Annotated in this window: 25 protein-coding genes and 1 other RNA gene; 13 read left to right on the top strand and 13 right to left on the bottom strand. The window is 62.9% G+C overall.

Translation table 11 applies throughout. The features are described 5' to 3' along the window. The first annotated feature begins 159 nt into the window (after window positions 1–159). Together hemB and ppk1 are read left to right on the top strand one after the other, a co-directional pair. Complete coding sequence (gene hemB / locus CDO35_RS10760; RefSeq protein ID WP_099524643.1) at window positions 160–1,173, top strand: porphobilinogen synthase; 1,014 nt, start codon at window positions 160–162, stop codon at window positions 1,171–1,173. Window positions 1,174–1,192: 19 nt separating this feature from the next. Then, window positions 1,193–3,376 carry a polyphosphate kinase 1 gene (ppk1, locus tag CDO35_RS10755; RefSeq protein ID WP_099524641.1) on the top strand — a complete coding sequence of 728 codons (2,184 nt, stop codon included), beginning with the start codon at window positions 1,193–1,195 and terminating at the stop codon, window positions 3,374–3,376. Window positions 3,377–3,695: 319 nt separating this feature from the next. On the opposite strand, the gene ppx is transcribed toward ppk1, so the two are convergent. The 6 genes from ppx to CDO35_RS10725 form a co-directional block, all read right to left on the bottom strand. Next, window positions 3,696–5,198: an exopolyphosphatase gene (ppx, locus tag CDO35_RS10750; protein WP_166432399.1), complete on the bottom strand. Its 1,503-nt coding sequence runs from the start codon at window positions 5,196–5,198 to the stop codon at window positions 3,696–3,698. A gap of 98 nt (window positions 5,199–5,296) precedes the next feature. Beyond that, window positions 5,297–5,806: an ureidoglycolate lyase gene (locus CDO35_RS10745; RefSeq protein ID WP_099524637.1), complete on the bottom strand. Its 510-nt coding sequence runs from the start codon at window positions 5,804–5,806 to the stop codon at window positions 5,297–5,299. Next, window positions 5,803–6,534, bottom strand: coding sequence for an amino acid ABC transporter ATP-binding protein (locus CDO35_RS10740; RefSeq protein WP_099524636.1), 732 nt, complete (start codon window positions 6,532–6,534; stop codon window positions 5,803–5,805). The genes CDO35_RS10745 and CDO35_RS10740 overlap by 4 nt, the downstream gene beginning before the upstream one ends. Further along, window positions 6,521–7,171 carry an amino acid ABC transporter permease gene (locus tag CDO35_RS10735; RefSeq protein WP_179546273.1) on the bottom strand — a complete coding sequence of 217 codons (651 nt, stop codon included), beginning with the start codon at window positions 7,169–7,171 and terminating at the stop codon, window positions 6,521–6,523. Before CDO35_RS10735 ends, CDO35_RS10740 begins: the two co-directional genes overlap by 14 nt. Further along, window positions 7,168–7,833: an amino acid ABC transporter permease gene (locus tag CDO35_RS10730; RefSeq protein WP_099524633.1), complete on the bottom strand. Its 666-nt coding sequence runs from the start codon at window positions 7,831–7,833 to the stop codon at window positions 7,168–7,170. Before CDO35_RS10730 ends, CDO35_RS10735 begins: the two co-directional genes overlap by 4 nt. A 20-nt stretch (window positions 7,834–7,853) precedes the next feature. Then, window positions 7,854–8,639, bottom strand: coding sequence for a transporter substrate-binding domain-containing protein (locus CDO35_RS10725; protein ID WP_099524631.1), 786 nt, complete (start codon window positions 8,637–8,639; stop codon window positions 7,854–7,856). 284 nt (window positions 8,640–8,923) lie between these two features. On the opposite strand from CDO35_RS10725, the gene CDO35_RS10720 reads away from it, so the two are divergent. From CDO35_RS10720 to CDO35_RS10695, 6 genes are all read left to right on the top strand, one after another. After that, entirely contained in the window at window positions 8,924–9,628 is a 705-nt protein-coding gene (locus tag CDO35_RS10720) for a FadR/GntR family transcriptional regulator (protein WP_099524629.1), read from the top strand. 109 nt (window positions 9,629–9,737) lie between these two features. Next, the gene (gene trxA, locus CDO35_RS10715) at window positions 9,738–10,064 is read left to right on the top strand and encodes a thioredoxin TrxA (RefSeq protein WP_003458627.1); all 327 of its coding nucleotides are present in this window, start codon (window positions 9,738–9,740) and stop codon (window positions 10,062–10,064) included. Between the two features lie 232 nt (window positions 10,065–10,296). Continuing rightward, the gene (rho, locus tag CDO35_RS10710; protein WP_090335975.1) at window positions 10,297–11,556 is read left to right on the top strand and encodes a transcription termination factor Rho; all 1,260 of its coding nucleotides are present in this window, start codon (window positions 10,297–10,299) and stop codon (window positions 11,554–11,556) included. A 247-nt stretch (window positions 11,557–11,803) separates the two neighbouring features. Next, window positions 11,804–13,270, top strand: coding sequence for a 4-hydroxy-3-polyprenylbenzoate decarboxylase (ubiD, locus tag CDO35_RS10705; protein ID WP_099524628.1), 1,467 nt, complete (start codon window positions 11,804–11,806; stop codon window positions 13,268–13,270). Next, complete coding sequence (locus tag CDO35_RS10700) at window positions 13,270–14,238, top strand: CDP-6-deoxy-delta-3,4-glucoseen reductase (RefSeq protein ID WP_099524626.1); 969 nt, start codon at window positions 13,270–13,272, stop codon at window positions 14,236–14,238. The genes ubiD and CDO35_RS10700 overlap by 1 nt, the downstream gene beginning before the upstream one ends. Window positions 14,239–14,544: 306 nt before the next feature. Continuing rightward, window positions 14,545–14,703: a DUF3309 family protein gene (locus tag CDO35_RS10695; RefSeq protein ID WP_072423525.1), complete on the top strand. Its 159-nt coding sequence runs from the start codon at window positions 14,545–14,547 to the stop codon at window positions 14,701–14,703. 200 nt (window positions 14,704–14,903) lie between these two features. Here the strand turns inward: CDO35_RS10695 and CDO35_RS10690 are convergent, their stop codons facing one another. After that, window positions 14,904–15,884 carry an NADPH:quinone oxidoreductase family protein gene (locus CDO35_RS10690; RefSeq protein WP_099524624.1) on the bottom strand — a complete coding sequence of 327 codons (981 nt, stop codon included), beginning with the start codon at window positions 15,882–15,884 and terminating at the stop codon, window positions 14,904–14,906. A 155-nt stretch (window positions 15,885–16,039) separates the two neighbouring features. Here CDO35_RS10690 and CDO35_RS10685 point away from each other — a divergent pair, with 155 nt between their 5' ends. Further along, window positions 16,040–16,444 (top strand): flagellar basal body-associated FliL family protein, encoded by a 405-nt coding sequence (locus tag CDO35_RS10685; protein WP_099524622.1) that lies wholly within the window; start codon window positions 16,040–16,042, stop codon window positions 16,442–16,444. Between the two features lie 214 nt (window positions 16,445–16,658). On the opposite strand, the gene CDO35_RS10680 is transcribed toward CDO35_RS10685, so the two are convergent. The 6 genes from CDO35_RS10680 to CDO35_RS10655 all read right to left on the bottom strand — a co-directional run bounded on the left by CDO35_RS10680 (window position 16,659) and on the right by CDO35_RS10655 (window position 20,804). Next, the gene (locus CDO35_RS10680; protein ID WP_099524620.1) at window positions 16,659–18,515 is read right to left on the bottom strand and encodes a sensor domain-containing diguanylate cyclase; all 1,857 of its coding nucleotides are present in this window, start codon (window positions 18,513–18,515) and stop codon (window positions 16,659–16,661) included. Window positions 18,516–18,564: 49 nt separating this feature from the next. Further along, complete coding sequence (locus tag CDO35_RS10675) at window positions 18,565–19,014, bottom strand: EVE domain-containing protein (RefSeq protein WP_099524619.1); 450 nt, start codon at window positions 19,012–19,014, stop codon at window positions 18,565–18,567. Between the two features lie 380 nt (window positions 19,015–19,394). Then, window positions 19,395–19,991: a 5-formyltetrahydrofolate cyclo-ligase gene (locus tag CDO35_RS10670; RefSeq protein WP_099524617.1), complete on the bottom strand. Its 597-nt coding sequence runs from the start codon at window positions 19,989–19,991 to the stop codon at window positions 19,395–19,397. Between the two features lie 55 nt (window positions 19,992–20,046). Beyond that, window positions 20,047–20,225, bottom strand: a non-coding RNA gene (gene ssrS, locus CDO35_RS10665) — 6S RNA. A 67-nt stretch (window positions 20,226–20,292) separates the two neighbouring features. Beyond that, on the bottom strand, window positions 20,293–20,598 hold the full coding sequence (locus tag CDO35_RS10660; protein WP_003458649.1) for a cell division protein ZapA: 306 nt from the start codon (window positions 20,596–20,598) through the stop codon (window positions 20,293–20,295). Beyond that, entirely contained in the window at window positions 20,595–20,804 is a 210-nt protein-coding gene (locus CDO35_RS10655) for a TIGR02449 family protein (protein ID WP_003458652.1), read from the bottom strand. Before CDO35_RS10655 ends, CDO35_RS10660 begins: the two co-directional genes overlap by 4 nt. Window positions 20,805–20,996: 192 nt before the next feature. Here CDO35_RS10655 and CDO35_RS10650 point away from each other — a divergent pair, with 192 nt between their 5' ends. The 4 genes from CDO35_RS10650 (at window position 20,997) to CDO35_RS10635 (ending at window position 25,389) form a co-directional block, all read left to right on the top strand. Beyond that, window positions 20,997–21,551, top strand: a complete 555-nt coding sequence (locus tag CDO35_RS10650; RefSeq protein WP_074857484.1) for a YecA/YgfB family protein — start codon at window positions 20,997–20,999, stop codon at window positions 21,549–21,551. Window positions 21,552–21,569: 18 nt separating this feature from the next. Continuing rightward, window positions 21,570–22,904 (top strand): Xaa-Pro aminopeptidase, encoded by a 1,335-nt coding sequence (gene pepP, locus CDO35_RS10645; protein WP_099524615.1) that lies wholly within the window; start codon window positions 21,570–21,572, stop codon window positions 22,902–22,904. A gap of 4 nt (window positions 22,905–22,908) precedes the next feature. Next, window positions 22,909–24,093 (top strand): 2-octaprenyl-6-methoxyphenyl hydroxylase, encoded by a 1,185-nt coding sequence (ubiH, locus tag CDO35_RS10640; protein WP_099524613.1) that lies wholly within the window; start codon window positions 22,909–22,911, stop codon window positions 24,091–24,093. Window positions 24,094–24,171: 78 nt separating this feature from the next. Next, the gene (locus CDO35_RS10635) at window positions 24,172–25,389 is read left to right on the top strand and encodes a 2-octaprenyl-3-methyl-6-methoxy-1,4-benzoquinol hydroxylase (protein WP_099524611.1); all 1,218 of its coding nucleotides are present in this window, start codon (window positions 24,172–24,174) and stop codon (window positions 25,387–25,389) included. Window positions 25,390–25,440 lie beyond the last annotated feature (51 nt).

The following is a 25,440-nucleotide window of genomic DNA, read 5'->3' as shown; positions in this document are numbered from 1 at the left end:
TCTGACCACGAGGAGGCCGGAAGGTGGCGCGTCATGCCACAATGCGCGACTGGCTGTGCGACTCGCCGTCGCACGCGGTCATTTGACCGTCATCATTTGGTCATAATGGTCGCTTATAACCGTCATACTGGCCCGCCCGAGCGGGCTTTGGAGTCTGCCGTGAGCGTTACCCCCGCCAATCGTCTGTTCCCCGCCACCCGCCTGCGTCGCAATCGCCGCGACGATTTCTCCCGTCGTCTGGTGCGCGAGAATCGCCTGAGCGTCGATGATCTGATTCTGCCGGTGTTCGTCCTCGACGGCGAAAACCGCCGTGAAGCCGTGCCGTCGATGCCGGGCGTCGAACGCCTGTCCATCGACCTGCTGCTGAAGGAAGCCGAGCACTGGGTGGCGCTGGGCATTCCGGCGCTGGCGCTGTTCCCGGTCACGCCGCTGGAGAAGAAATCCCTCGACGGCGCCGAGGCTTGGAACCCGGACGGCATCGCCCAGCGCGCGATCCGCGCCCTGCGGGCGAAATTCCCCGAGCTGGGGGTGATCAGCGACGTCGCCCTCGATCCGTTCACTACTCACGGCCAGGACGGCATCCTCGACGCAGACGGCTACGTGCAGAACGACATCACTGTCGATGCGCTGGTCAAGCAGGCACTGTCGCATGCCGAGGCCGGTGCCCAGGTGGTGGCGCCGTCGGACATGATGGATGGCCGCGTGCAGGCGATCCGCGAGGCACTGGAGCTGGCCGATCACGTCAATGTGCGCATCATGGCCTACTCGGCCAAGTACGCCAGCGCCTATTACGGCCCATTCCGCGATGCGGTGGGCTCGGCCGCCAACCTCGGCAAGGGCAACAAGCTCGGCTACCAGATGGACCCGGCCAACGGTAACGAGGCGCTGCATGAAGTGGCCGCCGACCTGGCCGAAGGTGCCGACATGGTCATGGTCAAGCCGGGCATGCCCTATCTGGATATCCTCTGGCGCGTGAAAGATGCCTACAAGGTGCCGACCTTCGTCTATCAGGTCAGTGGTGAGTACGCCATGCACATGGCGGCGATCCAGAACGGCTGGCTCAGCGAGGCCGTGATACTGGAATCGCTCACCGCCTTCAAACGTGCGGGTGCCGATGGCATCCTCACCTATTTCGCCGTACGGGCGGCAGAACTGCTAAAACAAGGGCAATGACGCCCTCAGGAACTCAGTGATGAACAGCGAAGGACTCAACAGCGAAGTGCTCGACAACAACCCGCCTCCGGCCGAGGTGGTCGCCGAGACGCCAGTGGTGGAAACCCCGCCACCGGCGCCGATTCCCGGCCTGGATGACAGCAGTCTGTACATCCACCGTGAACTGTCGCAGTTGCAGTTCAACATCCGCGTGCTGGAACAGGCGCTGGACGAGTCCTATCCGCTGCTCGAACGCCTGAAGTTCCTGCTGATCTTCTCCAGCAACCTCGACGAGTTCTTCGAGATTCGCGTCGCCGGCCTGAAGAAACAGATCAACTTCGCCCGCGAACAGGCTGGCGCCGACGGCCTGCAGCCGCACCAGGCGCTGGCGCGGATCAGCGAGCTGGTGCACGAGCAGGTCGAGCGCCAATACGCCATTCTCAACGACACGCTGTTCCCGGCGCTGGCCAAGCACAACATCAACTTCGTCCGCCGCCGTTACTGGACGACCAAGCTCAAGGCCTGGGTGCGCCGCTACTTCCGCGACGAGATCGCGCCGATCATCACGCCTATCGGCCTCGACCCGACGCACCCCTTCCCGCTGCTGGTGAACAAGAGCCTGAACTTCATCGTCGAGCTTGAGGGCGTCGATGCCTTCGGCCGCGACTCCGGTCTGGCCATCATCCCGGCGCCACGCCTGCTGCCGCGTATCATCAAAGTGCCGGAAGATGTCGGCGGCCCCGGCGACAACTACGTATTCCTCTCGTCGATGATCCACGCTCACGCCGATGACCTGTTCCAGGGCATGAAGGTCAAGGGCTGCTATCAGTTCCGCCTGACCCGTAACGCCGACCTGTCGGTAGATACCGAGGACGTCGAAGACCTGGCGCGCGCCCTGCGCGGTGAGCTGTTCAGCCGCCGCTATGGTGATGCGGTGCGCCTGGAGGTGGTCGATACCTGCCCGAAACACCTGCGTGACCACCTGCTCAAGCAGTTCGGCCTGACCGAGGGTGAGCTGTATCAGGTCAACGGCCCGGTTAACCTGACCCGCCTGTTCAGCATCACCGGCCTGGATAATCACTCGGACCTGCAGTACGCCCCGTTCACCCCGGTGATCCCCAAACTGCTGCAGAACGCCGAGAACATCTTCAGTGTGGTCAGCAAGCAGGACATCCTTCTGCTGCATCCCTTCGAGTCCTTCACCCCGGTCGTCGACTTGCTGCGTCAGGCTGCCAAAGACCCGCACGTGCTGGCGATCAAACAGACGCTGTATCGCTCCGGGGCCAACTCGGAGATCGTCGATGCGCTGGTGGAAGCTGCACGTAACGGCAAGGAAGTCACCGCGGTGATCGAGCTGCGCGCGCGCTTCGACGAGGAATCCAACCTGGCCCTGGCCAGCCGCCTGCAGGCGGCCGGTGCGGTGGTGATCTACGGTGTGGTCGGTTTCAAGACCCACGCCAAGATGATGCTGATCCTGCGTCGCGAGAACGGCGAGATCGTCCGCTACGCCCACCTCGGCACCGGTAACTATCACGCCGGCAACGCCCGCCTGTACACCGACTACAGCCTGCTGACCGCCGATGTCGCGCTCGGTGAGGACGTATCCAAGCTGTTCAGCCAGCTGATCGGCATGGGCAAGACCTTGCGCATGAAAAAGCTGCTGCATGCGCCCTTCACCCTGAAGAAGACCCTGCTCGACCTGATCGCCAAGGAAACCGCCGCGGCGGCCGAAGGCAAGCCGGCGCAGATCATCGCCAAGTTCAACTCGCTGACCGATCCCAAGGTGATTCGCGCGCTGTACAAGGCCAGCCAGACCGGGGTGAAGATCGACCTGGTGGTACGCGGTATGTGCTGCCTGCGTCCGGGCATTGCCGGGGTTTCGCACAACATCCAGGTGCGTTCGATCATCGGCCGCTTCCTCGAGCACACGCGGGTGTTCTACTTCCTCAACGGCGGCGACGAGAAAATCTACCTGTCCAGCGCCGACTGGATGGAGCGCAACCTCGACAAGCGCGTGGAGACCTGCTTCCCAGTGGAGGGCAAGAAGCTCATCACGCGCGTGAAGAAGGAGCTGGAAAGTTACCTGACCGACAACACCCAGGCCTGGGTGCTGCAGTCCGATGGTCGTTACCTGCGCCAGCAGCCCACCGGCAACCAGAACCCGCGCAGCGCGCAGTCCGGCTTGCTGGAGAAACTCACCGCACCGGTAATCGTGACACGCTAGAAAAGCCGCTTGCGGCCATCTGCTGACCCTCTCCCATTTATGGGGCGAAGAGGCGCGTTTTTGGAAGCACTGCTTCCTGCGCCGATGAGTGCCTGATCGCTGGCGATCAGGCCGGGGCGCGGAGCGGGGTGTCCGAAGGGCGGGAGAGGGTGTAGAGGTCGTGTGCCGTAGCGCGTAGCCCGGATGCAATCCGGGGCTTTGGATATTCCCGTCTTACAGACTGACGCCACGCAGGGTTTCGCGTCGCGTGCATCAATGAGAGCGGCGCGAAACCCCGGTGCGCACGGCGCACCCTACGGGCGCTTGACGCAGAAGTTGATCAACGCACGCTCAACGTCAGGTCGATGCGCTTGAGCCACTCGGCTTCAGCTTCGAAGTCCGCCAAGGTCAGCGGGTTGGCGGCCAGCCAGCCTTCAGGGAAGACGATTTCCAGGCTGTTGTCGCCGACCTTGAACTGCACCTGCGGCATGTCCTGCGTACCACGGATATGGTGGAACAGGATGGCGAAGCGCAGCAGCACGCACAGGCGTATCAGCTTGATGCCTTCCTCGCCGAAGTCGGCGAACTTGTCCTTGGGGATGTTGCGGCGGTGGCCGCGCACCAGCAGGGCGAGCATTTGCTGATCCTGACGCGAGAAACCCGACAGGTCGGAGTGCTCGATCAAGTAGGCACCGTGTTTGTGGTACTGGTAGTGGGCGATATCCAGGCCCACCTCATGCACCTTGGCGCCCCAGCTGAGCAGTTCACGATGCCAGTCGTCGGTCAGCCCCCAATCATTGGCAACCTTGTCCAGCGCTGAAAGCGCCTTGGCCTCGACCCGAGCAGCCTGGTCTACGTCGACGTGGTAACGCTCCATGAACGCCGCCAGCGTGCGTTCGCGGACGTCTTCATGCTGATGACGACCGAGCAGGTCGTACAGCACGCCTTCACGCAGAGCACCTTCGGAGTGGCTCATGCGCTGGATCTCGCAGGCATCGAAGATGGCTTCGAGAATCGCCAGGCCGGCGGGGAAGATGCCGCGGCGGTCCGGCTTGATGCCGTCGAGGTCGATCTTGTCCACTTCGCCGAGCTTGAACAGCTTGCGTTTGAGCCAGGCCAGGCCCTCGACCGTGATCTCACCATTGCTCAGGCCGGCAGCCTTGGTCGTCAGGCCGATGGCCTTGATGGTCCCGGAGGCGCCGACGGCATCTTCCCAGCCGAGGCGGCGCAGGCTCTGCTCGATGCCCATCAGCTCCAGGCGGGCAGCGGTGTAGGCCTGGGCATAGCGCGCCGGGGTGATCTTGCCGTCCTTGAAATAACGCTGGGTGAAGCTCACGCAGCCCATCTGCAGGCTTTCACGCAGCAGCGGCTCGAAACGTTGGCCGATGATGAACTCGGTGCTGCCGCCGCCAATGTCGGCGACCAGGCGTTTGCCGGGGGTGTCAGCGATGCTGTGGGACACGCCGAGGTAGATCAGGCGAGCTTCTTCACGGCCGGAAATCACCTCGACCTGATGGCCGAGAATTTCCTCGGCGCGGCGGATGAACACCGCGCGGTTGCGCGCCTCACGCAGGGCATTGGTGCCGACGATGCGTACAGCGCCTTCCGGCAGTGTATTGGTGAATTGGGCGAAACGACGCAGGCAGTCGAGCCCGCGCTGCATCGCTTCTTCGCTGAGCTGGCGCTCGTCGTCCAGGCCCGCGGCCAGTTGGACCTTGTCGCCGAGGCGCTCGAGGATGCGAATTTCGTGATTGTCGGCCTTGGCCAGCACCATATGAAAGCTGTTCGACCCCAGGTCGATGGCAGCGATCAGGGGAAAACTCTCGGCAGGGGCGTTAGGCATGATTACGGCATCTCGTTCGATTTCCGCGCCATCGTGCCACGACTGAGCGCATGAGCCAACGCATACGGATGTCGCATGAAACTGGTCTAGACCTGTGATCAGGGCAGGTTTAGCGCACTAAGTGGCTGTCTCAGCATCTGCTCATCGCAGTTATGGCCGTCGCCACCACGGTCCAGCACCAGAAAGCGACCGGGGTGTTGCAGGCACAGTAAAGGGTGGTGCCAGGTGCCGCGAGCGTAGTTCACGCCCTGATCCGGCGCGCTGATGAAGGCGCGGATCTGCGACTCATCCAGTTCGCCGGGCGGCGCGACGACGATCAGCATGCGCCCGCCATCCACTGGGTAGAACGCCTGGCTGCCCAGCGGGTGACGTTCGAGCATGCGAATTTCGATGGGCGCGTGCCAGGCCTTGCCTTCGAACAGGTTGACCAGGGTGCGCGGCGCCTCACCTGCCAGCTCCACCTGTACCAGGTCGTGGTAGCGGGTGGTGGTGCCGGCGTTGATCGGGAAGGCCGTGGCGCCGGCAGTTTCGATCACGTCGCCGAACGGCGCGAAGGCTTCGCGAGTCAGTGGTTCGATGCGTAGTGGCAGCGGGGTCATGGCGTTCACAGGTTCACCGAGCCGATGAAGTTGCGCAGCTCTTCGGTCTGCGGGGAAGCGAACAGCGCTTTCGGGTCGCCGATCTCATGCACTTTGCCATGGTGCATGAACACCAGCTTGTTACCCACTTCGCGGGCGAAGCGCATCTCGTGGGTGACCATGATCAGGGTCATGCCCTCGCTGGCCAACTGCTTGACCACCGCCAGCACTTCATTCACCAGCTCCGGGTCGAGCGCCGAGGTGATCTCGTCGCACAGCAACACCTTGGGCGACATGGCCAGGGCGCGGGCGATGGCCACGCGCTGTTGCTGGCCGCCGGACAGGCGTTCGGGGTAGGCGTCGAATTTCTCCGCCAGGCCGACGCGTTCGAGCATCTGTCGGGCGGTTTTCTCGGCGTCGGCGCGTGAGGTGTTCTTCACCACCTGTGGCGCCAGCATGACGTTCTCGCCGACTGTCAGGTGCGGGAACAGATTGAACTGCTGGAACACCATGCCGACTTTCTGCCGCAGGCTGCGCAGGTCGGCACGGGCGGCGTCGATGTAATCGCCGTCGACTTCGATCACGCCGTCGTTGATAGACTCCAGGCCGTTGAGGGTGCGCAGGAACGTGCTCTTACCCGAGCCGCTGCGGCCGATGATGGCGACCACTTCGCCTTCTTCGACCTTGAGGTCGATGCCCTTGAGTACGTGGTTGTCGCCGTAATACTTGTGCAGGGCGGTGACGTTAAGCAGTGACATTCAGCCTCCTTTCCAGGCGGTATGCAGCGAGCGAGAGCGGGTAGCAAAGCAGGAAGTAACCGAGGGCGACGAAGCCGTAGACCATGAACGGCTCAAAGGTGGCGTTGGCCAGCATGCTGCCGGTCTTGGTCAGCTCGGTGAAACCGATGATCGAGGTCACCGCGGTGCCCTTGACCACCTGCACCGAGAAACCGACGGTAGGTGCCACGGCGATGCGCAGCGCCTGTGGCAGGACTACATGGCGCAAAGTTTCCAGGCGGCTCATGGCCAGGCTTTCGGACGCCTCCCATTGGCCGCGGCTGATCGACTCGACGCAGCCGCGCCAGATTTCGGCGAGAAAGGCGCTGGTAAACAGCGTCAGTGCGGTGGCTGCAGCCAGCCAGGGCGACACGTCGAGGCCGAGCAGGGCGATACCGAAGAACACCAGGAACAACTGCATCAGCAGCGGCGTGCCCTGGAACAGTTCGATATAGCCACGGGCGAGGATGCGCGGCGCCGATAACGGCGACAGGCGGGCCAGCAACACCAGCAGACCGGCGATGCCGCCACAGACAAAGGCCACCAGCGACAGCAGCAGCGTCCACTGCAGGCCGGTGAGCAGGTTGCGCAGGATGTCCCAGAGGGTGAAGTCCATCAGCGGGCTCCCATGATGAGGCGGCGGCCGACCCAGGCAAGCAACTGGCGAATGCCGATGGCCATGATCAGGTACAGCGCGGTGGTCAGCAGGTAGGTCTCGAAGGCGCGGAAGTTACGCGACTGGATGAAGTTGGCGGCGAACGACAACTCCTCGGTGGAGATCTGCGAGCACACCGCCGAACCGAGCATGACGATGATGATCTGGCTCGACAGCGCCGGCCACACCTTGCCCAGCGCCGGGCGCAGCACCACATGGCGGAACGTCTCGAAGCGGCTCATGGCCAGTGCGCTGGCCGCCTCGAGCTGGCCGTGCGGGATGGCCTGGATGCCGGCGCGGATGATCTCCGTGGAGTAGGCGCCAAGGTTGATCACCATGGCCAGAATGGCGGCCTCCCATTCGCTCAGACGTACGCCGAGCGAGGGCAGGCCGAAGAAGATGAAGAACAGCTGGACGATGAACGGCGTATTGCGGATCAGCTCCACGTAGACGCCGAAAATGCGGTCGAACGGGCGGATGCGCCAGGCGCGCAGTATCGCCCCGACGATGCCGAGACCGACACCCAGCAGGGTGCCGATCGCCGTCAGGCCGAGGGTGAAGGCCGCGCCCTGCAGCAGCAGATCGCTGTGCTGCAGGACGGCGGCGAAGTCGAACTGGTACGCCATGGCTCAGTTCTCCGCGCGGCTCAGAGACCGGCCGGCAGCGGCTGCTTCAGCCACTTCTGGCTGAGCGCATCCAGGCTGCCATCGGTCTTGGCGTCGGCGATGATGGCGTTGACCTTGTCCAGCAGTGCGGCCTGGCTCTTGTTAACGCCGACGTAAACCGGCGAATCCTTGAGCTTGATCTTCATGCTCGGCACGCGCTTGGGGTTGCGCTCGGAAATGGCCACCATCACCACGTTGCCGCTGGCGATCAGTTCCACCTGGCCGGAGAGGTAGGCGGCGATGGTCGAGTTGTTGTCCTCGAAGCGCTTGATGGTGGCGCCTTTCGGGGCGACGTTGCTCAGCTCGATGTCTTCGATGGAGCCACGGGTGACGCTGATGGTCTTGCCGTTCAGGTCATCGAGGCTGGCAATGGCGGCATCTTCCGGGCCGAACACGCCGAGGTAGAAGGGCGCGTAGGCGGCGGAGAAGTCGATCACCGCTTCACGCTCGGGGTTCTTGCCGAGGCTGGAGATCACCAGATCGACCTTGCCGGTGGTGAGGAAGGGAATGCGGTTGGTGCTGTTGACCGGGGTCAGCTCCAGCTTCACCGCCAGCTTGTCGGCCAGCAGTTGTGCGGTATCGATATCCAGGCCGCGCGGTTTCATGTCCGGGCCAACCGAGCCGAACGGCGGAAAATCCTGCGGTACGGCGACTTTCAGTACGCCAGCCTTGCTGATGTCTTCGAGTGCATCAGCGTGAGCGGTGCTGGCGCCGAAGGCCAGGGCGGCGAACAGGGTACCCAGCAGGGTGCGGTGAAATTTGCGCATGTCGAACTCCTGGTGAATGAAAAACTGAAGCGTTTTGCTTGGTTCCTGCAGTGCATCGCCTGTGCCAAGTTCAATGAAATCAGGGCTTTCATCGCTTCAGGCGAGCGGAAACAAGGTCTTACTGGTCTGAACAGTTGGCTTAGCTGACCGAATGGTCAGAAGTATTCCTGAGCCATCTCGGTGCGTTCGTGCTCTGAGCTGGTCCACAAGGGGGCGTCGCTTGCCTGAAATATGCTTATGGCCTTACAAAGGCGGCTTTACTGGACTGACCGGCCCGAACAGTCATGAATGCTTCTGCTCCCCGCGCGGTACCCGAATACGCCTTGCAGGCGATCCGTCGCCTGATCGAGGACGAGGGCTATCGCCCTGGCGACGCACTGCCGTCGCAGCGCGATCTGGCCGAGCGCCTCGGTGTCAGCCGTGCGTCACTGCGTGAGGCGCTGTCGTCGCTCAGCGCGTTGGGCCTGGTCAGCGTGCAGGCTGGCAAGGGTGTGTTCGTGCAGGAGGCGAGTAAGGCCGAGGCGGCCGGAGCTTTTGCCTGGCCCTTCGCCGCACAGGTATCGGCGGCCGATACCTTTCAGTTGCGCTTCGCTCTGGAGGGCTTCGCCTGCGGCCTGGCGGCCGGGGTGATGACCGCTGAGGAGCTGGATATCCTCGAGGACAACGTCGAGCAGATGCGCCGCGAGTTGCGTGCCGGTGATTTCGAGCAGGCCACGCGGCTGGATTTCGAGTTCCACCAGCGCATACTCGCTGCCAGCGGCAACCAGGCAATGTTCGCCCTTGTCACCTCCAGCGCCGATATCTTCCTGGAAAGCCAGAAGCTGCCGTTCATCCGCCCGGAGCGAGCGATGGAGACCTGGCAGGAGCACCGCAAGATCATCAAGGCCCTTGCCCGGCATGCCGCCGGCCCGGCGCAAAAGGCCATGCAGCAGCATATCCGCGCCGCCGCACTGCGCACCGGCATCGCCTTCACCACGCTGGGCGATTGAGGGCTACATTGGCGACTATTGAAAGGCTCAATCGTCAGTGCCTTTCGGTGTCACTCAAGCCGGGCTATGATGGCGCCACTTTTTTGCTTCCGAATCACGGAGACTCCTCATGAGCGAATTCATCACCAACGTCAGCGACGCCAGCTTCGACCAGGACGTCATCCAGGCTGAAGGTCCGGTTCTGGTCGACTATTGGGCTGAATGGTGCGGCCCGTGCAAGATGATTGCACCGGTGCTCGACGAGATCGCCAAGGAATACCAAGGCAAGCTGAAGATCTGCAAACTGAACATCGACGAGAACCAGGAAACTCCGCCGAAGTACGGCGTGCGCGGTATCCCGACCCTGATGCTGTTCAAGAACGGCAACGTCGAAGCGACCAAGGTCGGCGCGCTGTCCAAGTCGCAGCTGGCTGCTTTCCTCGACAGCAACATCTGAGGCAAGTCGCTCTGGAAGAGGCCCCGCAATTGGCGGGGTTTTTTCGTTTTCGGGACTAGACGCTGTTTTTTCACGGTGTTAAATTCGACCCCGCTGCATCCTCCATGCAGCTCTCTGCACGCCGTCGCCGATTCATTCCTATACGAACTCGTTCGCGATCCTGTCGCCTTCTCTGCGGCGCGGCCTCTCAAGCTAACAGCTTTCTTCTCCTCTCGATGATCACGTCATTCCTATGAATCTGACCGAACTCAAGCAAAAGCCGATTGCCGAACTGCTGGACATGGCCGAACAAATGGGCCAGGAAAACATGGCTCGTTCGCGCAAGCAGGACATCATCTTCGCCCTGCTGAAAAAGCATGCCAAAAGCGGCGAGGAGATTTCCGGCGACGGCGTGCTGGAGATCCTCCAGGACGGTTTCGGCTTCCTGCGCAGTGCCGACTCTTCCTATCTGGCCGGCCCTGACGACATCTACGTCTCGCCCAGCCAGATCCGCCGTTTCAACCTGCGTACCGGTGACACCATCGTCGGCAAGATCCGTCCGCCGAAGGAAGGCGAACGTTACTTCGCTCTGCTCAAGGTCGACAGCATCAACTTCGACCGTCCGGAAAACGCCAAGAACAAGATCCTATTCGAGAACCTGACGCCGCTGTTCCCCAACAAGCGCCTGACCATGGAAGCCGGTAACGGCTCCACCGAGGACATCACCGGCCGTGTGATCGACCTCTGCGCGCCGATTGGCAAGGGCCAGCGTGGCCTGATCGTCGCCCCGCCGAAAGCGGGCAAGACGATCATGCTGCAGAATATCGCCTCGAACATCACCCGCAACAACCCCGAGTGCCACCTGATCGTCCTGCTGATCGACGAGCGCCCGGAAGAAGTGACCGAAATGCAGCGCACCGTGCGCGGCGAAGTGGTCGCCTCCACCTTCGACGAGCCGCCGACCCGCCACGTGCAGGTCGCCGAAATGGTGATCGAGAAGGCCAAGCGCCTGGTCGAGCACAAGAAGGATGTGGTCATCCTGCTCGACTCCATCACCCGCCTGGCGCGTGCCTACAACACCGTGATCCCGAGCTCCGGCAAGGTACTCACCGGTGGTGTCGACGCCCACGCCCTGGAGAAGCCGAAGCGCTTCTTCGGTGCCGCGCGTAACATCGAAGAAGGCGGCTCGCTGACCATCATCGCCACCGCGCTGGTGGAAACCGGCTCGAAGATGGACGAAGTGATCTACGAGGAATTCAAAGGCACCGGCAACATGGAGCTGATCCTCGATCGCCGTGTTTCCGAGAAGCGTGTGTTCCCGGCGATCAACATCAACAAATCCGGCACCCGCCGCGAAGAGTTGCTGACCGGCGAGGAAGAGCTGTCGCGCATGTGGATTCTGCGCAAGCTGCTGCACCCGATGGATGAAATCGCCGCCATCGAGTTCCTGATCGACAAGCTGAAAGCGACCAAGACCAACGATGAGTTCTTCCTGTCGATGAAGCGCAAATAAGAGGATCTACTGCGCTTCGGTGATGCTGCGTTAAAAACCGACTCGGAATGCTCATGTACAAAAGTACACTCCGCTTCCTCGCCTGTTTTTGCCTTGCCTGACCTTCGCTCGCTACGATCCATTGCACCGCCACAAGGCCGGGGAAACCCGGCCTTGTCGTATCTGGAAGCTTTCAAGCCTTCTGAAAGCCCGACTTCGGCGCTAAACTTTGCGGCCGACTCTTGCCTGTCCGACACGAGGCTCCTGCATGCAGTATCGCGACCTGCGCGACTTCATCCGTGAACTGGAAAAGCGCGGCGAACTCAAGCGCATCCAGACCCCGGTATCGCCCGTTCTGGAAATGACTGAAATCTGCGACCGCACCCTGCGCAAGGGCGGCCCGGCATTGCTGTTCGAAAAGCCAACAGGCTTCGACGTGCCGGTGCTCGGCAACCTGTTCGGTACGCCCAAGCGTGTGGCGCTGGGTATGGGCGCCGAGGACGTTTCCGAACTGCGCGAGATCGGCAAGCTGCTGGCCTTCCTCAAGGAGCCGGAGCCGCCCAAGGGCCTCAAGGATGCCTGGAGCAAGCTGCCGATCTTCAAGAAGGTCATTTCCATGGCGCCCAAGGTGGTCAAGGACGCGCCCTGTCATGAGGTGATCGAGGAAGGCGATGACGTCGACCTCGCCAAGTTGCCGATTCAGCATTGCTGGCCGGGCGATGTGGCGCCTTTGATCACCTGGGGCCTGACCATCACCAAAGGCCCGAACAAGGAGCGGCAGAACCTTGGGATCTATCGCCAGCAGGTGATCGGTCGCAACAAGGTGATCATGCGCTGGCTCAGCCACCGTGGTGGCGCGCTGGATTACCGCGAGTGGTGCCAGAAGTATCCGGACAAGCCTTATCCAGTGTGCGTCGCCCTGGGTGCCGACCCTGCGACCATTCTCGGCGCCGTGACGCCAGTGCCCGATACTCTCTCCGAATATGCCTTCGCCGGCCTGCTGCGGGGTCATCGCACCGAGCTGATCAAGGCTCGTGGTAGCGACCTGCAAGTACCGGCCAGTGCCGAGATCGTCCTCGAAGGCGTGATCCATCCGGGCGAGACCGCGCCGGAAGGCCCCTACGGCGACCACACCGGCTACTACAACGAGGTCGACACCTTCCCGGTGTTCACCGTCGAGCGCATCACCCGTCGCCGCGATCCGATCTACCACAGCACCTACACCGGCCGGCCGCCAGATGAGCCGGCGATCCTCGGCGTAGCGCTGAACGAAGTGTTCGTGCCGATCCTGCAGAAGCAGTTCCCCGAGATCACCGATTTCTACCTGCCGCCGGAAGGCTGTTCCTACCGCATGGCAGTGGTGACCATGAAGAAGCAGTACCCGGGCCACGCCAAGCGCGTAATGCTCGGTGTGTGGTCGTTCCTGCGACAGTTCATGTACACCAAGTTCGTTATCGTCACCGACGACGATATCAACGCACGGGACTGGAATGACGTGATCTGGGCGATTACCACGCGCATGGACCCCAAGCGCGACACGGTGATGATCGACAACACGCCGATCGACTACCTCGACTTCGCCTCGCCGATCTCCGGCCTGGGTTCGAAGATGGGCCTGGACGCCACCCACAAGTGGCCCGGTGAAACCACTCGCGAGTGGGGCCGCGCCATCGAGAAGGATCCGGCGGTGGTGGCGCGTATCGATGCGCTGTGGAGCGAGCTGGGAATCGATTGATGAACGTCACCCTGCAACCTTCCGGCGTCACCCTCGCGCTGCAGCCGGGCGAACGTATCCTCGATGGCGCCCGCCGTCTGGGCTACGACTGCCCGCAAAGCTGCCGCAATGGCAACTGCCATATCTGCGCTGCGCTGCTGGTTGAAGGCCGTGTCAGGCAGAACGGCGTGGAGCTGGACCATGGTGAGCTGTTCACCTGCCTGGCCGAGCCGCTGGAAGACTGCGTGCTGCACTGGGATGGTGTGCTGGCGCCGGGCGAGCTGCCGGTGCGCGAGCTGAGTTGCCAGGTGGTCGAATGCCAGGATGTGGGCGGCGACGTGTTCCGCGTACGCCTGCGTACCCCGGCCGGCAAAGCGCCGCGTTATCACGCTGGGCAGTACCTGCTGCTGCAGCGCCCGGATGGTGAGATGGCGGCCTTCTCCCTGGCCTCTGCGCCGCATGCAGGACGCGAGCTGGAGCTGCACATCCTCGCCCGCGAGGACAGCAGCATCGCCCTGTTGGAGCAGTTGCGTGCAACCGGCATGGCGCGCGTGCAGATGCCCTACGGTGACACCCACCTCGCCGACCTGCCCGATGGACCGCTGGTACTGATCGCCGCCGGTACCGGCATGGGCCAGATGCACAGCCTGATCGAACACTGCCGCGCCGCCGGTTTCGCTCACCCCGTACACCTGTACTGGGGCGCGCGTCGGCCCGACGACTTCTATCAGCTGCCACACTGGGCCGAGTGGCAACAGCTGGATAATCTGCACCTGCATCAGGTGGTCAGCGACCAGTGTGGCTGGCAGGGCCGCTGCGGCCTGCTGCACGAAGCCGTGCGCGAAGACTTCCCCGACCTCAAGGCCCTGCACGTTTACGCCAGCGGCTCCCCAACCATGGTCTACGCCACCCTCGATGCACTGGTCGAGGCCGGAATGGACGCGCACCAGATGCGCGCCGACGTGTTTGCCTACGCGCCGCGGCCGTAGCCGCAGGGCGGGTGCAACCCACCCTGCGCGGTTCAGTAAACCCTTACTACCACCTTGCCCGCCTGTCTTGCGTCCATTGGGTTTTGGCTTTCCCGGCCTGGCTTAGCGCGCCGATTAAAGTTGGCACTTTCCGATTCGCTGTTGGGTCGTAACTGATGTAGGGGATGGCGAAGCGGCGAGGGCATCGCCAGGCATTGGCTTCGCAGCAGTGTTACACCCTGCATAGGATCGGCAGCCGCATATGGGCTGCCGGTTTCAGGCGCGCCGCTCCATCGTGGGCCGCCACAGACATGCGAGGAGATTGCCATGGGCTTGGGAACCATACTGCTGATCATTCTGCTTCTGATGCTGGTTGGTGCGCTCCCAGCGTGGCCACATAGCCGCAGTTGGGGTTATGGGCCCACTGGTGGCTTGGGGCTGGTGCTGGTTATCGTGCTGGTGCTAGTGCTGCTCGGTTACGTGTGAGCCGGCGCCTGCGTCGTTGACGCAGGCGGTCGCCACCAGCGGTTTCCGTCGCTGACGGCCTAGCGGGCTAAGGTGGGCAGCTTCCAGTTCGCGTCAGTCGTCAGTAGATCTGGCGACTGCAGGCCCTGACGGTCGCAATGAATCTTGGATCTTCTGACGGTGCGGAGTCGCAGGAGCGGGTTGCCCCGCCCCCGAGCACCCTAGCGAATCTCCACCACCACCTTGCCCACCGCCTTGCGCTGACCAAGTGCATTGATCGCTTCGCCGCCGCGCTCAAGCGGGAAGGTCTGCGACACCAGTGGCTTGAGTTTGCCTTCGGCGTGCCAGGCGAACAGCTGCTGGAAGTTCGCGGCGTTGTCCTGCGGCTGGCGCTGAGCGAAGGAGCCCCAGAATACGCCGACCAGTGATGCGCCCTTGAGCAGTGGCAAGTTGGCCGGCAGGGCCGGTATGCCACCGCCGGCGGCAAAGCCCACCACCAGGAAGCGACCGTTCCAGCCGATGCTGCGGAAGGCTTCCTCGAACAGCGTGCCGCCCACCGGGTCGTAGATCACGTCCACGCCCTGGCCGCCGGTGAGCTTCTTCACTTCGTCCTTAAGGCTTTGTTCGCTGTAGTTGATCAGCTCGTCGGCGCCGGCCTTGCGCGCCACTTCCAGTTTCTCGGCGCTGCTCGCTGCGGCGATGACCTTGGCGCCCATGGCCTTGCCGATTTCCACCGCGGCCAGACCGACGCCGCCGGAGGCGCCGAGCACCAGCAAGGTTTCACCCGGTTGCAGGTTGGCGCGTTGTTTGAGGGCATGCATGGAGGTGCCGTAGGTCATGCCGAAGGCGGCTGCGGTGGTCAGGTCCATGCTCTTGGGTACTGGCAGCACGTTGTAGGCCGGTACGGCGACTTCTTCGGCGAAGCCGCCCCAGCCGGTCAGCGCCATGACCCGGTCACCGGCGCGCAGGTGGCTGACTTTCTCGCCCACGGTCTTGACCACGCCGGCCACCTCGCCGCCCGGAGCGAAGGGGAAGGGTGGTTTGAACTGGTATTTGCCTTCGATGATCAGCGTATCGGGGAAGTTGACCCCGGCGGCCTGCACCTCGATCAGCACCTCGTTTTTCTTCGGTTCGGGGCTCGGCAGGTCTTCCAGTACCAGGGTGTCGGCAGGGCCGAAGGCTTTGCACAGCAGGGTTTTCATCAAGGTCATTCCTCTTGCAGGGTGCCTTGCAGTGTAGAAAGCGCCCGGTGAGGGTCAACGAGCATGCCAGAGCCTGATAGGTCGGCATAAGCGCCGGGCTTGGGTGCTGGCCTGTGGATGGCTATGCTAGGCACATCCCCGATGGAGTGCCGAACGTGAAACTGTTGACCGCCCTGCTGCTGAGCCTGTCGATCTGCCTGCCTGCCCTGGCCTCTTCGGAGAAGAAGGAAGAAGTGCCGACGGCGCTTTACTACAACCTGACGCCAGCCTTGATCGGCAACCTGGCCGACCAGGGTAATCGTCTGAAGTTTTTCAAGGCCGATGTGTCGTTGCGCGTGACCGGCACCGAGGCCGAGGAGAAGATCAAACAGCATGAACCGCTGATCCGTCATCAGATGGTGATGCTGTTCTCGGCCCAGACCAGCGAGACCATCAATGCGCCCGATGGCCGTGAGAATCTGCGCCTGGAGGCGTTGAAGAAGGTGCAGGACGCGATCAATGGCGAAGAGGGCAAGCCCATCGTCGAAGACCTGCTATTCAACAACCTGATCATCCAGTAACGCTTAATCCTGCAGGTGCCGCTTTGGCCGCTTCAGCGGCCTTCGCGGCTAAAGCCGCTCCTAACGTTCCCTCAGGGCCTCTACGCGAGGGCTTGGCTAAGTGCCTCGCGCCGCGATGAGGAATGGCGACGCGTGACGTTGATCATTCCGGTGTCCCTTTAGAGCCTCATAGTCCGGGGCTTTCGCAACAGGTCGATTGTCTACCAGATGCTCCTCAGAGGGCCTGGTACTGGTCAAGCGCATGTGGCTGCCACAGGCAGGTGCGGTTGCGGCCCTCATGTTTGGCGCGATACAGCGCTTGGTCGCCTTGGGCGAGCAGCTCGCCTGGTTGTTCGTCGCTGACCGGGTCGACCACGATCAGGCCGATGCTCAGCGTCAGGCGGCTGAACGGGCTGGCGGGGTGGGCAATATCCAGGTCGGCGATCATCGCGTGAATGCGCGCAGCGACCTGTTCGGCTCCGTCCAGGTTGGTGTTGGCCAGGATGATGGCGAATTCCTCGCCACCGTAGCGGCAGGCAGTGTCGCCTTCACGCTGCAGGCTCTCGCGCAGGACGTTACTGACGCGGCGCAGTGCATCGTCGCCGGCAAGGTGGCCGAGGGCGTCGTTGTAGGCCTTGAAGTGGTCGATATCCAGCATCAGCAGCGCCAGTGGCGCATCGAGGCGGCGTAGGCGACGCCATTCAGCCAGCAGTTGCTGATCGAAGTAGCGGCGGTTGTACAGCCCGGTCAGGCCGTCCAGCTGCGATAGTCGCTGCAGCTGCGCTTCCAACTGCAGGCGCTCGCTGTTGTCGCGGGAAACGGCGATCAGGTATTCGCGGTCGTGCAACTGCACCAACTGGGTGTTGATTTCGGCCGGCTGGCGACTGCCATCGCGGCGAATCAACTCGCGCTGGAAGATCCGCGAGAGGTTGTTGCTTTGCGCCTGGCGCGCCTGTTCCAGCCAGCGGTGAAAGCCTGGCAGGAGCTTCTCTGGATCATCGCGCAGCAGCTCGGCGAACTGTTCGGGGCGGTAGCCGAGCGTGGCGTAGGTGGCCTGATTCATGTGCAGCAGCTCGCGGGTACTGCTGTCGAAGATGAACAGTCCGTCATGGCTGGAGTCGGTCAGGTCCAGTACCAGTTGTAGCCGCTCGCGGTTCTCGCGCAGGCGTTGCTCGGTTTCTTCACGGCGTTCGGCTTCCAGTTTGAAGCGGCGATTGGCCTGCTGCAGGGCATGGGCTCGGCGGCTGTTCTCCAGCGCCAGAGCCAGGGCGGCAATCAGCAGCAGGCTGATGGTCAGGCTGGCGCCGAGTACGACGTCGGGTAGCGGCGAGTCCAGTTGATCGAGCAGTTCTTCGGTGGGGCTGAGGCGCAGGCTGAAGCCCTGGTTGTTGAGCAGGCTCAGGCCCAGTTGCAGGTTGTGCGGCGCATTGTCGGTCGCTGCGCCATGACGGAACAGGCTATGGCCGTTCTCCAGCAATTCGAGGTTGAAGGCTTGGCGGTCGATCTGAGTGAGTAGCTGCAGCATCAGCGGCTCAACACGAAATACGCCCTGCAGGAAGCCATCGAACACCTTGCTGCCATTCGGCTCGCGGTACAGCGGTGTGTAGAGGACAAAACCACGTCCGCCCTGCACCAGATCAAAGCTGTTGGAGAAGCGCTGTTCACCGCTCTCGCGAGCTTCCATCGCCAGTGGGTAGTTGGGGTGCTCCGGGTACAGGCGAAAATTCAGCGCGGCTTCGTTGCCGGCCACCGGCAGCAACCAACGCATATGTAGGTCGGGGCCGACCCATTGGATCGACTGGTAGGCGGGAAAACCACGCAGAGCAAGTTCCACCTCTTCGTCCCAGCTGGTGCGTGGCAGGCGGCCGAGGCTGTTCCATAAGCGGGCGATACGCTCGAGGCTGGCCACTTCCAGGTGCAGCGTGCTTTCCAGCTGCCGTGCCAGGCTACGTGCCTGGTAGCCGACCCGCTCGTCGACGCGCTGTTGTTGCACGGATTCGATCTGGCGCCAAAGCAGCACGCTGGCGCTGCTCAGCACCAGTAACAGTAGCGCCAGCGCAAGGCGCGCTGGCCAGGCGGAGGATGCTGGCATGGATAACTCCCTTGGCATGCTGTGGTGATAGCACAGTGCCGTAGGTGACTCAACGCATGGCGAGAATTGCCGTCCATTCGGCCTCGGCCACCGGCATCACCGACAGGCGGCTGCCGCGTTGTACCAGGGCCAGCTCGGCCAGGAGCGGGTTGTTCTTCAGGTGTTGCAGCGGCAGTACGTCGTCGAAGGCTTCGACGAACTCGACGTCCAGGGCGCTCCAGGGGTTCTTCTCGGCGCTGGCCTTGGGGTCATGGTAGTGGCTGTGCGGGTCCAGCGCGGTGGGGTCGGGATACACCTCGCCGGCAATACGCGCGATGCCGGCGATACCGGGTTGTGGGCAGCTGGAGTGGTAGAAGAAGAACAGGTCGCCCGGTTTCATTGCGCGCATGAAGTTTCGCGCCTGGTAATTACGCACGCCATCCCAGCGCGTTTTGCCCAGTCGTTGCAGGTCATGGATAGACAATTCATCGGGTTCGGACTTCATCAGCCAATAAGGCATGAACTTTGCTCCTGCAGGTCTGTCCGTAAGCGGACGCTCGTTTGAGGGGGATCTCCGACGGCCGGTTGGCGTCGGAAATTGCACAGTGCTTGGCACTGAAGGAAAATGCCCGGCTAAACGCTTGGCGCTGTCGTATTGCATAAAACAATAACGCGCGACCAACGCGCGCATTGCCTTGAAGGGGGAGGCAATAAATGAAACGCAAGCCAGATCTTTTGTGGGTTCTCGTCGTACTGTTCAGCCTGGGCGTGGTTACCACGGGTTACACCCAGAGCCTTTGGGAGCGTCAAAGCGACGCTTCGGTCAATGTAACGCAGCAGCCCTGATTCACTGGCTGACCGCGTAAGCGCCGCAGGGAACGCGGTGCAGCATCCTTTGCTTCAATACCACGCCTTATCCGTCACCGTTGCCTGCAAGGGCACGTCCCAGCTGGCCATCGCCAGTTCATCCACGCGCTGACATTCATGTGCCAGACCCAGTAGTGTCGGCATGTGCCACTTTTTGCGCCTTCGCAGATAAGCCAGGCTACGGTCGTAGAAACCGCCGCCCATGCCCAGGCGTCCGCCGCGATCATCGAAGCCCACCAGCGGCAGAAGCACCAGATCCAACGCCCACACCTTGCGTTGGCGTTTGGGTTGCGGGCGCGGCTCGAGGATGCGGAAGCGATTGCCCGCCAGTTTCTCGTGCTGGCTGACGCGCTGAAACACCATCTTGGTGCGTGGCCAAGCGCTTAGCACTGGCAGGTAGGTGTGCTTGCCGCGTTTCTGTGCGGCAGCCAGCAGCGGGCGCGGATCGATCTCGCCGTCGTTGGGTAGGTACAGGGCGATATGCCTGGCGCGGCGAAACTGCGGGCTTTGCGTCAGCTGGCGATACAGGTTGCGTGCGGCAAGACGTTGCTGGCTGCGGCTGAGCGCGCGACGACGCTGACGCAGCACGCGGCGCAGTTGCGGGCGACTGAGAGTGGCTGGCGTAGTCATGAGGTGTGGCTGGGGCGAGGCTGGTAGCAGTGCTGAAGGCTGCTGCTGGAAAAGATGACTTCCCGACGTGCCGCTGTCGGTTTAGCCCTTGAACCCGAAAGTTCAAGGTGGAGGTTGCAGGAGGCGTTAAGGCTTTCCGTCAGGCGGACATGCACACCGGCCCCAACGTGCAACCCCCGTGGTTGTGCGTATCGGCTCAGGGACATCACCGACTGGCGCACACCCCAGGAAGTTGCGCCCAGTATACCCGAACAGAGGGGCTGCGGGGCGGCCTGCGACGAACAGGCAGGCATGACGGTGCTCAGGCGCTCGGGTCGTCGGCCAGTGCATGGTCGACGCGATCGAGCAGGTCGCGCACCTGCTGGCGGGTGGAGTTGGCGTCCTGATCCAGGCGCTGTTGCTTGTGCAGCAGGTCGTGAGTGATGTTCAGTGCGGCCATCACGGCAACACGGTCGGCACCAATCACTTTGCCGCTGGTGCGGATCTCGCGCATCTTGCCATCCAGGTAGCGGGCAGCACTCTCCAGATTGGCGCGTTCATCCTGCGGGCAGGCGATGCAATATTCTTTGTCCAGAATGTGGACGGTCACGGTGTTCGACTGGGTCATGAGTCCTGCTCCAGGGCTTTAAGGCGCGAAATCATCGATTCGACCTTGTGCCGGGCCATTTCGTTCTTTTCGATCAGATGGGCGCGTTCCTCGCGCCAGGCCTGTTCATTCGCCAGCAGGAGTCGGTTGTGAGCCTTAAGCTGCTCGACACGCTGGATCAGCAGTTCCAGCTTGGCGGTCAATGCGTGCAGATCGGCGTCTTCCATGGGCTCTCGCTATGGGAGGGAATGGCTGGACTATATAGGCCTGTCCCGGCTACGGGTCAAACCACGGATAGCAGTGGTGTGATGCAGATGACGGCATCACCCTGGCGGCCTCGGATGGTCTTGCCGCGTCTGCCGGTGCTAGGATACGAGGCCTCCATTCTAGAGATTGCGCCGTCTGGCGCCTAGCTATCTATGTCGATTCCAAGCTCTCCCTACGCCGCCTTCGCTGCTCTGCTCAACAGCGCCGGGCATTCCGTTTCCCCTGCCGAACTGCATGGCCTGCTGCTCGGTCGCAGCTGCGCTGGCGCGGGCTTCGAGGCCGATGCCTGGCTGCTCGACGCTGCCGATCTGCTTGGCAGCGAGCCGCAGGATAACGTGCGCCAGGCGCTCATCGGCCTGCAGGAGATGGTCAAGGGTGAGCTGTGCAGCGAAGACGTCACCGTGGTGCTGTTGTTGCCGGATGACGAAACCCCGCTGGCGCAGCGCGCAACCGCTCTGGGCCAGTGGTGCCAGGGTTTTCTCGGTGGCTTTGGTCTGACCGTTCGCGACGGTGCGCTAAGCGCCGAAGCCATGGAAGTGTTGCAGGATCTCTCCGCCATCGCCCAGGTGCAGAGCGCTTTGGAAGAATCCGAAGATGGCGAGAGCGACTACATGGAGGTGATGGAATACCTGCGTGTGGCGCCGCTGCTGTTGTTCACCGAGTGCGCCAAGCCCGCGGCGCCTGCTGCCAAACCCTCCCTGCACTGATTTTCGTCGGAGCCTGCCTTGATCAGCATCCCCAAGTCCGAATATGCCCGTCGGCGCAAGGCGCTGATGGCGCAGATGGAGCCCAACAGCATTGCCATTCTGCCGGCAGCGCCGGTGTATATCCGCAATCGTGATGTCGAGCATGTCTATCGCCAGGACAGCGACTTCCAGTACCTCACCGGTTTTCCCGAGCCGGAAGCGGTGATGGCGCTGATTCCTGGTCGCGAGCACGGTGAATATGTGTTGTTCTGCCGTGAACGCGACCCGGAGCGTGAGTTGTGGGACGGCCTGCGCGCCGGTCAGGACGGCGCGGTTAAGCATTTCGGTGCCGATGATGCCTTTCCCATCGGCGATATCGACGACATCCTCCCGGGGTTGATCGAAGGTCGCGAGCGTGTCTACTACGCCATCGGTAGCAACCAGGAGTTCGATCATCGGCTGATGGAGTGGGTCAACCACATCCGCGCCAAGGCTCGCCAGGGCGCCACGCCGCCGAACGAATTCGTTGCCCTCAACCATCTGCTGCACGACATGCGTTTGTACAAGTCGGCTGCCGAGGTGAAGGTGATGAAGGAGGCTGCCGAGATCAGTGCGCGCGCCCACATTCGTGCGATGCAGGCGAGTCGTGCCGGGCTGTTCGAATATCACCTGGAAGCCGAGCTGGATTACGAGTTCCGCAAGGGCGGAGCGAAGATGCCGGCCTACGGCAGCATCGTCGCTGCGGGCAAGAATGCCTGCATCCTGCACTATCGCGAGAATGACGCGGCGCTCAAGGACGGCGATCTGGTATTGATCGACGCTGGCTGCGAGATCGACTGCTACGCCAGCGACATCACCCGCACCTTCCCGGTCAGCGGCAAGTTTTCGCCCGAGCAGAAGGCCATCTATGAGCTGGTGCTCAAGGCCAACGAGGAAGCGTTCAAGTTCATCGCGCCAGGCAAGCACTGGAACGAAGCCCACGAGGCCACCGTGCGCGTGATCACTGCCGGTCTTGTCGAGCTGGGCCTGCTCGAGGGTGACGTCGACGAGCTGATCGCCAGCGAAGCCTACAAACCTTTCTATATGCATCGCGCCGGCCACTGGCTGGGGATGGACGTGCACGATGTCGGCGACTACAAGGTCGGCGGCGAGTGGCGCGTGCTGGAAGTCGGCATGGCGATGACCGTCGAGCCGGGCATCTACATCGCCACCGACAACGACAAGGTCGCCAAGAAATGGCGCGGCATCGGCGTGCGTATCGAAGACGACGTGGTGGTGACCAAGAAAGGCTGCGAGGTTCTCACCAACGGTGTGCCCAAGTCGGTCGCCGAAATCGAGGCGTTGATGGCCGCCGCGCGTAGCGAGGCGGCCTGATTCTATGTCACGCGTACAGCTGGCGATTATCGGCGGCGGTCTGGTCGGTGCCAGCCTGGCGTTGGCCCTGCAGGAGACGGCGCGTCAGCGTGGCTGGCGCATCGCTCTGATCGAACCCTTCGCGCCGGGCAGCGAATACCAGCCCAGCTATGACGCGCGTTCCACCGCGCTGTCCTATGGCAGTCGGTTGATCTACGAGCGCCTCGGTCTGTGGCAGAGCATCGCCCAGCGGGCCGAGCCGATTCAGCAGATCCATGTGTCCGACCGCGGCCGCTTCGGCGCCACGCGCCTGCAAGCCATCGAGGAAGGCGTGCCGGCACTCGGCTACGTGGTGGAGAACGCCTGGATCGGCCACTGCCTGTGGCAGGCGCTGGATGCGGATGTGATCGAATGGCGCTGCCCGGCCGAAGTGGTCGGCATGCAGCGCCTCGACGACGGCTATCGCCTGACTCTGAACGATGAAACCTGCCTTGACTGCGACCTGGCGATTCTTGCCGATGGTGGGCGTTCCGGTCTGCGCGAGCAGCTCGGTATCGGCGTCAGCAGCAAACCTTACGGGCAGAGTGCGTTGATCGCCAACGTCAGCCCGCTGGAAGCGCATCGTGGGCAGGCTTTCGAGCGCTTCACCGATGACGGTCCGATGGCGCTGCTGCCCTTGAGCGACAACCGCTGCGCGCTGGTCTGGACGCGCGCAGCGGCTGACGCCGAGCGCCTGCTGCGCGTCAGCGAGGCCAGCTTTCTCAGCGAGTTGCAGCAAGCCTTCGGTTATCGCCTGGGCGCCTTGCAGCAGGTCGGTGCGCGACATCTCTACCCGCTGAGTCTGGTCGAGGCGCAGGAGCAGGTGCGTCCTCATCTGGTGGTGTTGGGCAACGCCGCGCACAGCCTGCACCCCATCGCCGGCCAGGGCTACAACCTGTCGCTGCGCGATACCCTGGCGTTGGCCGAAGTCCTCATTGGTAGCGAGGCCGCACTGGGCGAACTCGCCACCCTGCAGCGATACCAACAAAGGCAGCAGCTCGATCAACAGATGACCGTCGGCTTCTCCGATCAGGTAACGCGCCTGTTCAGCAACGCGCAGCCGCTGCTGACCGCCGGGCGTAACCTGGGCCTGCTCGGTCTCGATCTGCTACCGCCAGCCAAGCGCTGGTTCGCCCGGCAGGCCATGGGTATGGGAACCCGTAATCTATGACCAGCCCCGAAGTGTGCGCTGTGCGCACCAGCCGCAAGCCAGGGTGCGCACGGCGCACTTTGGGGTTTAAGGAGTGATATGCGCGCGGATCTGATCATCGTTGGTGCCGGTATGGTCGGCAGCACCCTGGCTCTGGCGCTGGAGCACAGCGGTCTGGATATTCTGATCGTCGACGGCAGCCCGCTGAGCGTGTCGCCCTTCGATGCGCAGGCGCCGTTCGAGCCGCGCGTCAGCGCATTGTCAATGGCCAGCCAGCGCATTCTCGAGCGCCTGGGCGCCTGGCCAGGCATCGCTGCAAGGCGTGCCTGCCCATATGGCGAGATGCGCGTGTGGGATGGCTCCGGTACCGGCAGCATTCACTTCGCTGCCGCCAGCGTGCATGCCGATACCCTGGGCCATATCGTCGAGAACCGTGTGGTGCAGGACGCTTTGCTAGAACGTCTGCACGACAGCCAGATCGGCCTGTTACCCGGCGCACGCCTGGAGCAACTGCGCCGCAGCGGCGATGACTGGCTGCTGACGCTTACCGATGGCCGCCAGTTGCGCGCACCGTTGCTGGTCGCGGCCGACGGCGCCAACTCCGCAGTGCGCCGCCTGGCCGGTTGCGCTACGCGCGAATGGGATTATCTGCACCACGCCATCGTCACCAGCGTGCGCTGCGAGCGTGCGCACCAGGCCACTGCCTGGCAGCGTTTCACCGATGACGGTCCGCTGGCCTTCCTGCCGCTGGCCGGGCCGGCCGGCGAGCACTGGTGCTCGATCGTCTGGTCCACCGTACCGGTCGAGGCTGAGCGCTTGATGGCGCTGGACGATGAGGCCTTTTGCGCTGAGCTGGGCAAGGCTTTCGAATCCCGCCTGGGCAAGGTGCTGCATGCCGATCGCCGTCTGTGCATCCCGCTGCGTCAACGCCATGCCAAGCGTTACGTGGAGCCGGGGCTGGCGCTGATCGGCGATGCCGCACACACCATCCACCCGCTGGCGGGGCAGGGCGTCAACCTGGGCTTTCTCGATGCGGCGGTGCTGGCCGAGGTGCTGCTGCATGCCGCTATGCGAGGTGAGAACCTCAGTGATGAGCGCGTGCTGAGCCGTTTCGAGCGTCGGCGCATGCCGCACAACCTGGCGATGATGGCGGCGATGGAAGGCTTTCAGCGTCTGTTCCAGGCCGACCCGTTGCCGTTGCGCCTGCTACGCAACGTCGGCCTCGATCTGGTCGACGGCCAGGCCGAAGCCAAGGCGCTGTTCGTGCGTCAGGCGCTTGGGCTGGCCGGCGACCTGCCGGAACTGGCGCGAGCCTGAGCTGACGCAACTTGTAATAACTGCTGCGTGTGGTCTTGCTGTTTACGTTGA

Origin of the sequence: Pseudomonas sediminis, assembly GCF_002741105.1 — a bacterium.
Classification (GTDB): Bacteria; Pseudomonadota; Gammaproteobacteria; order Pseudomonadales; family Pseudomonadaceae; genus Aquipseudomonas; species Aquipseudomonas sediminis.
This window is presented reverse-complemented; position numbering and strand designations above follow the sequence as displayed.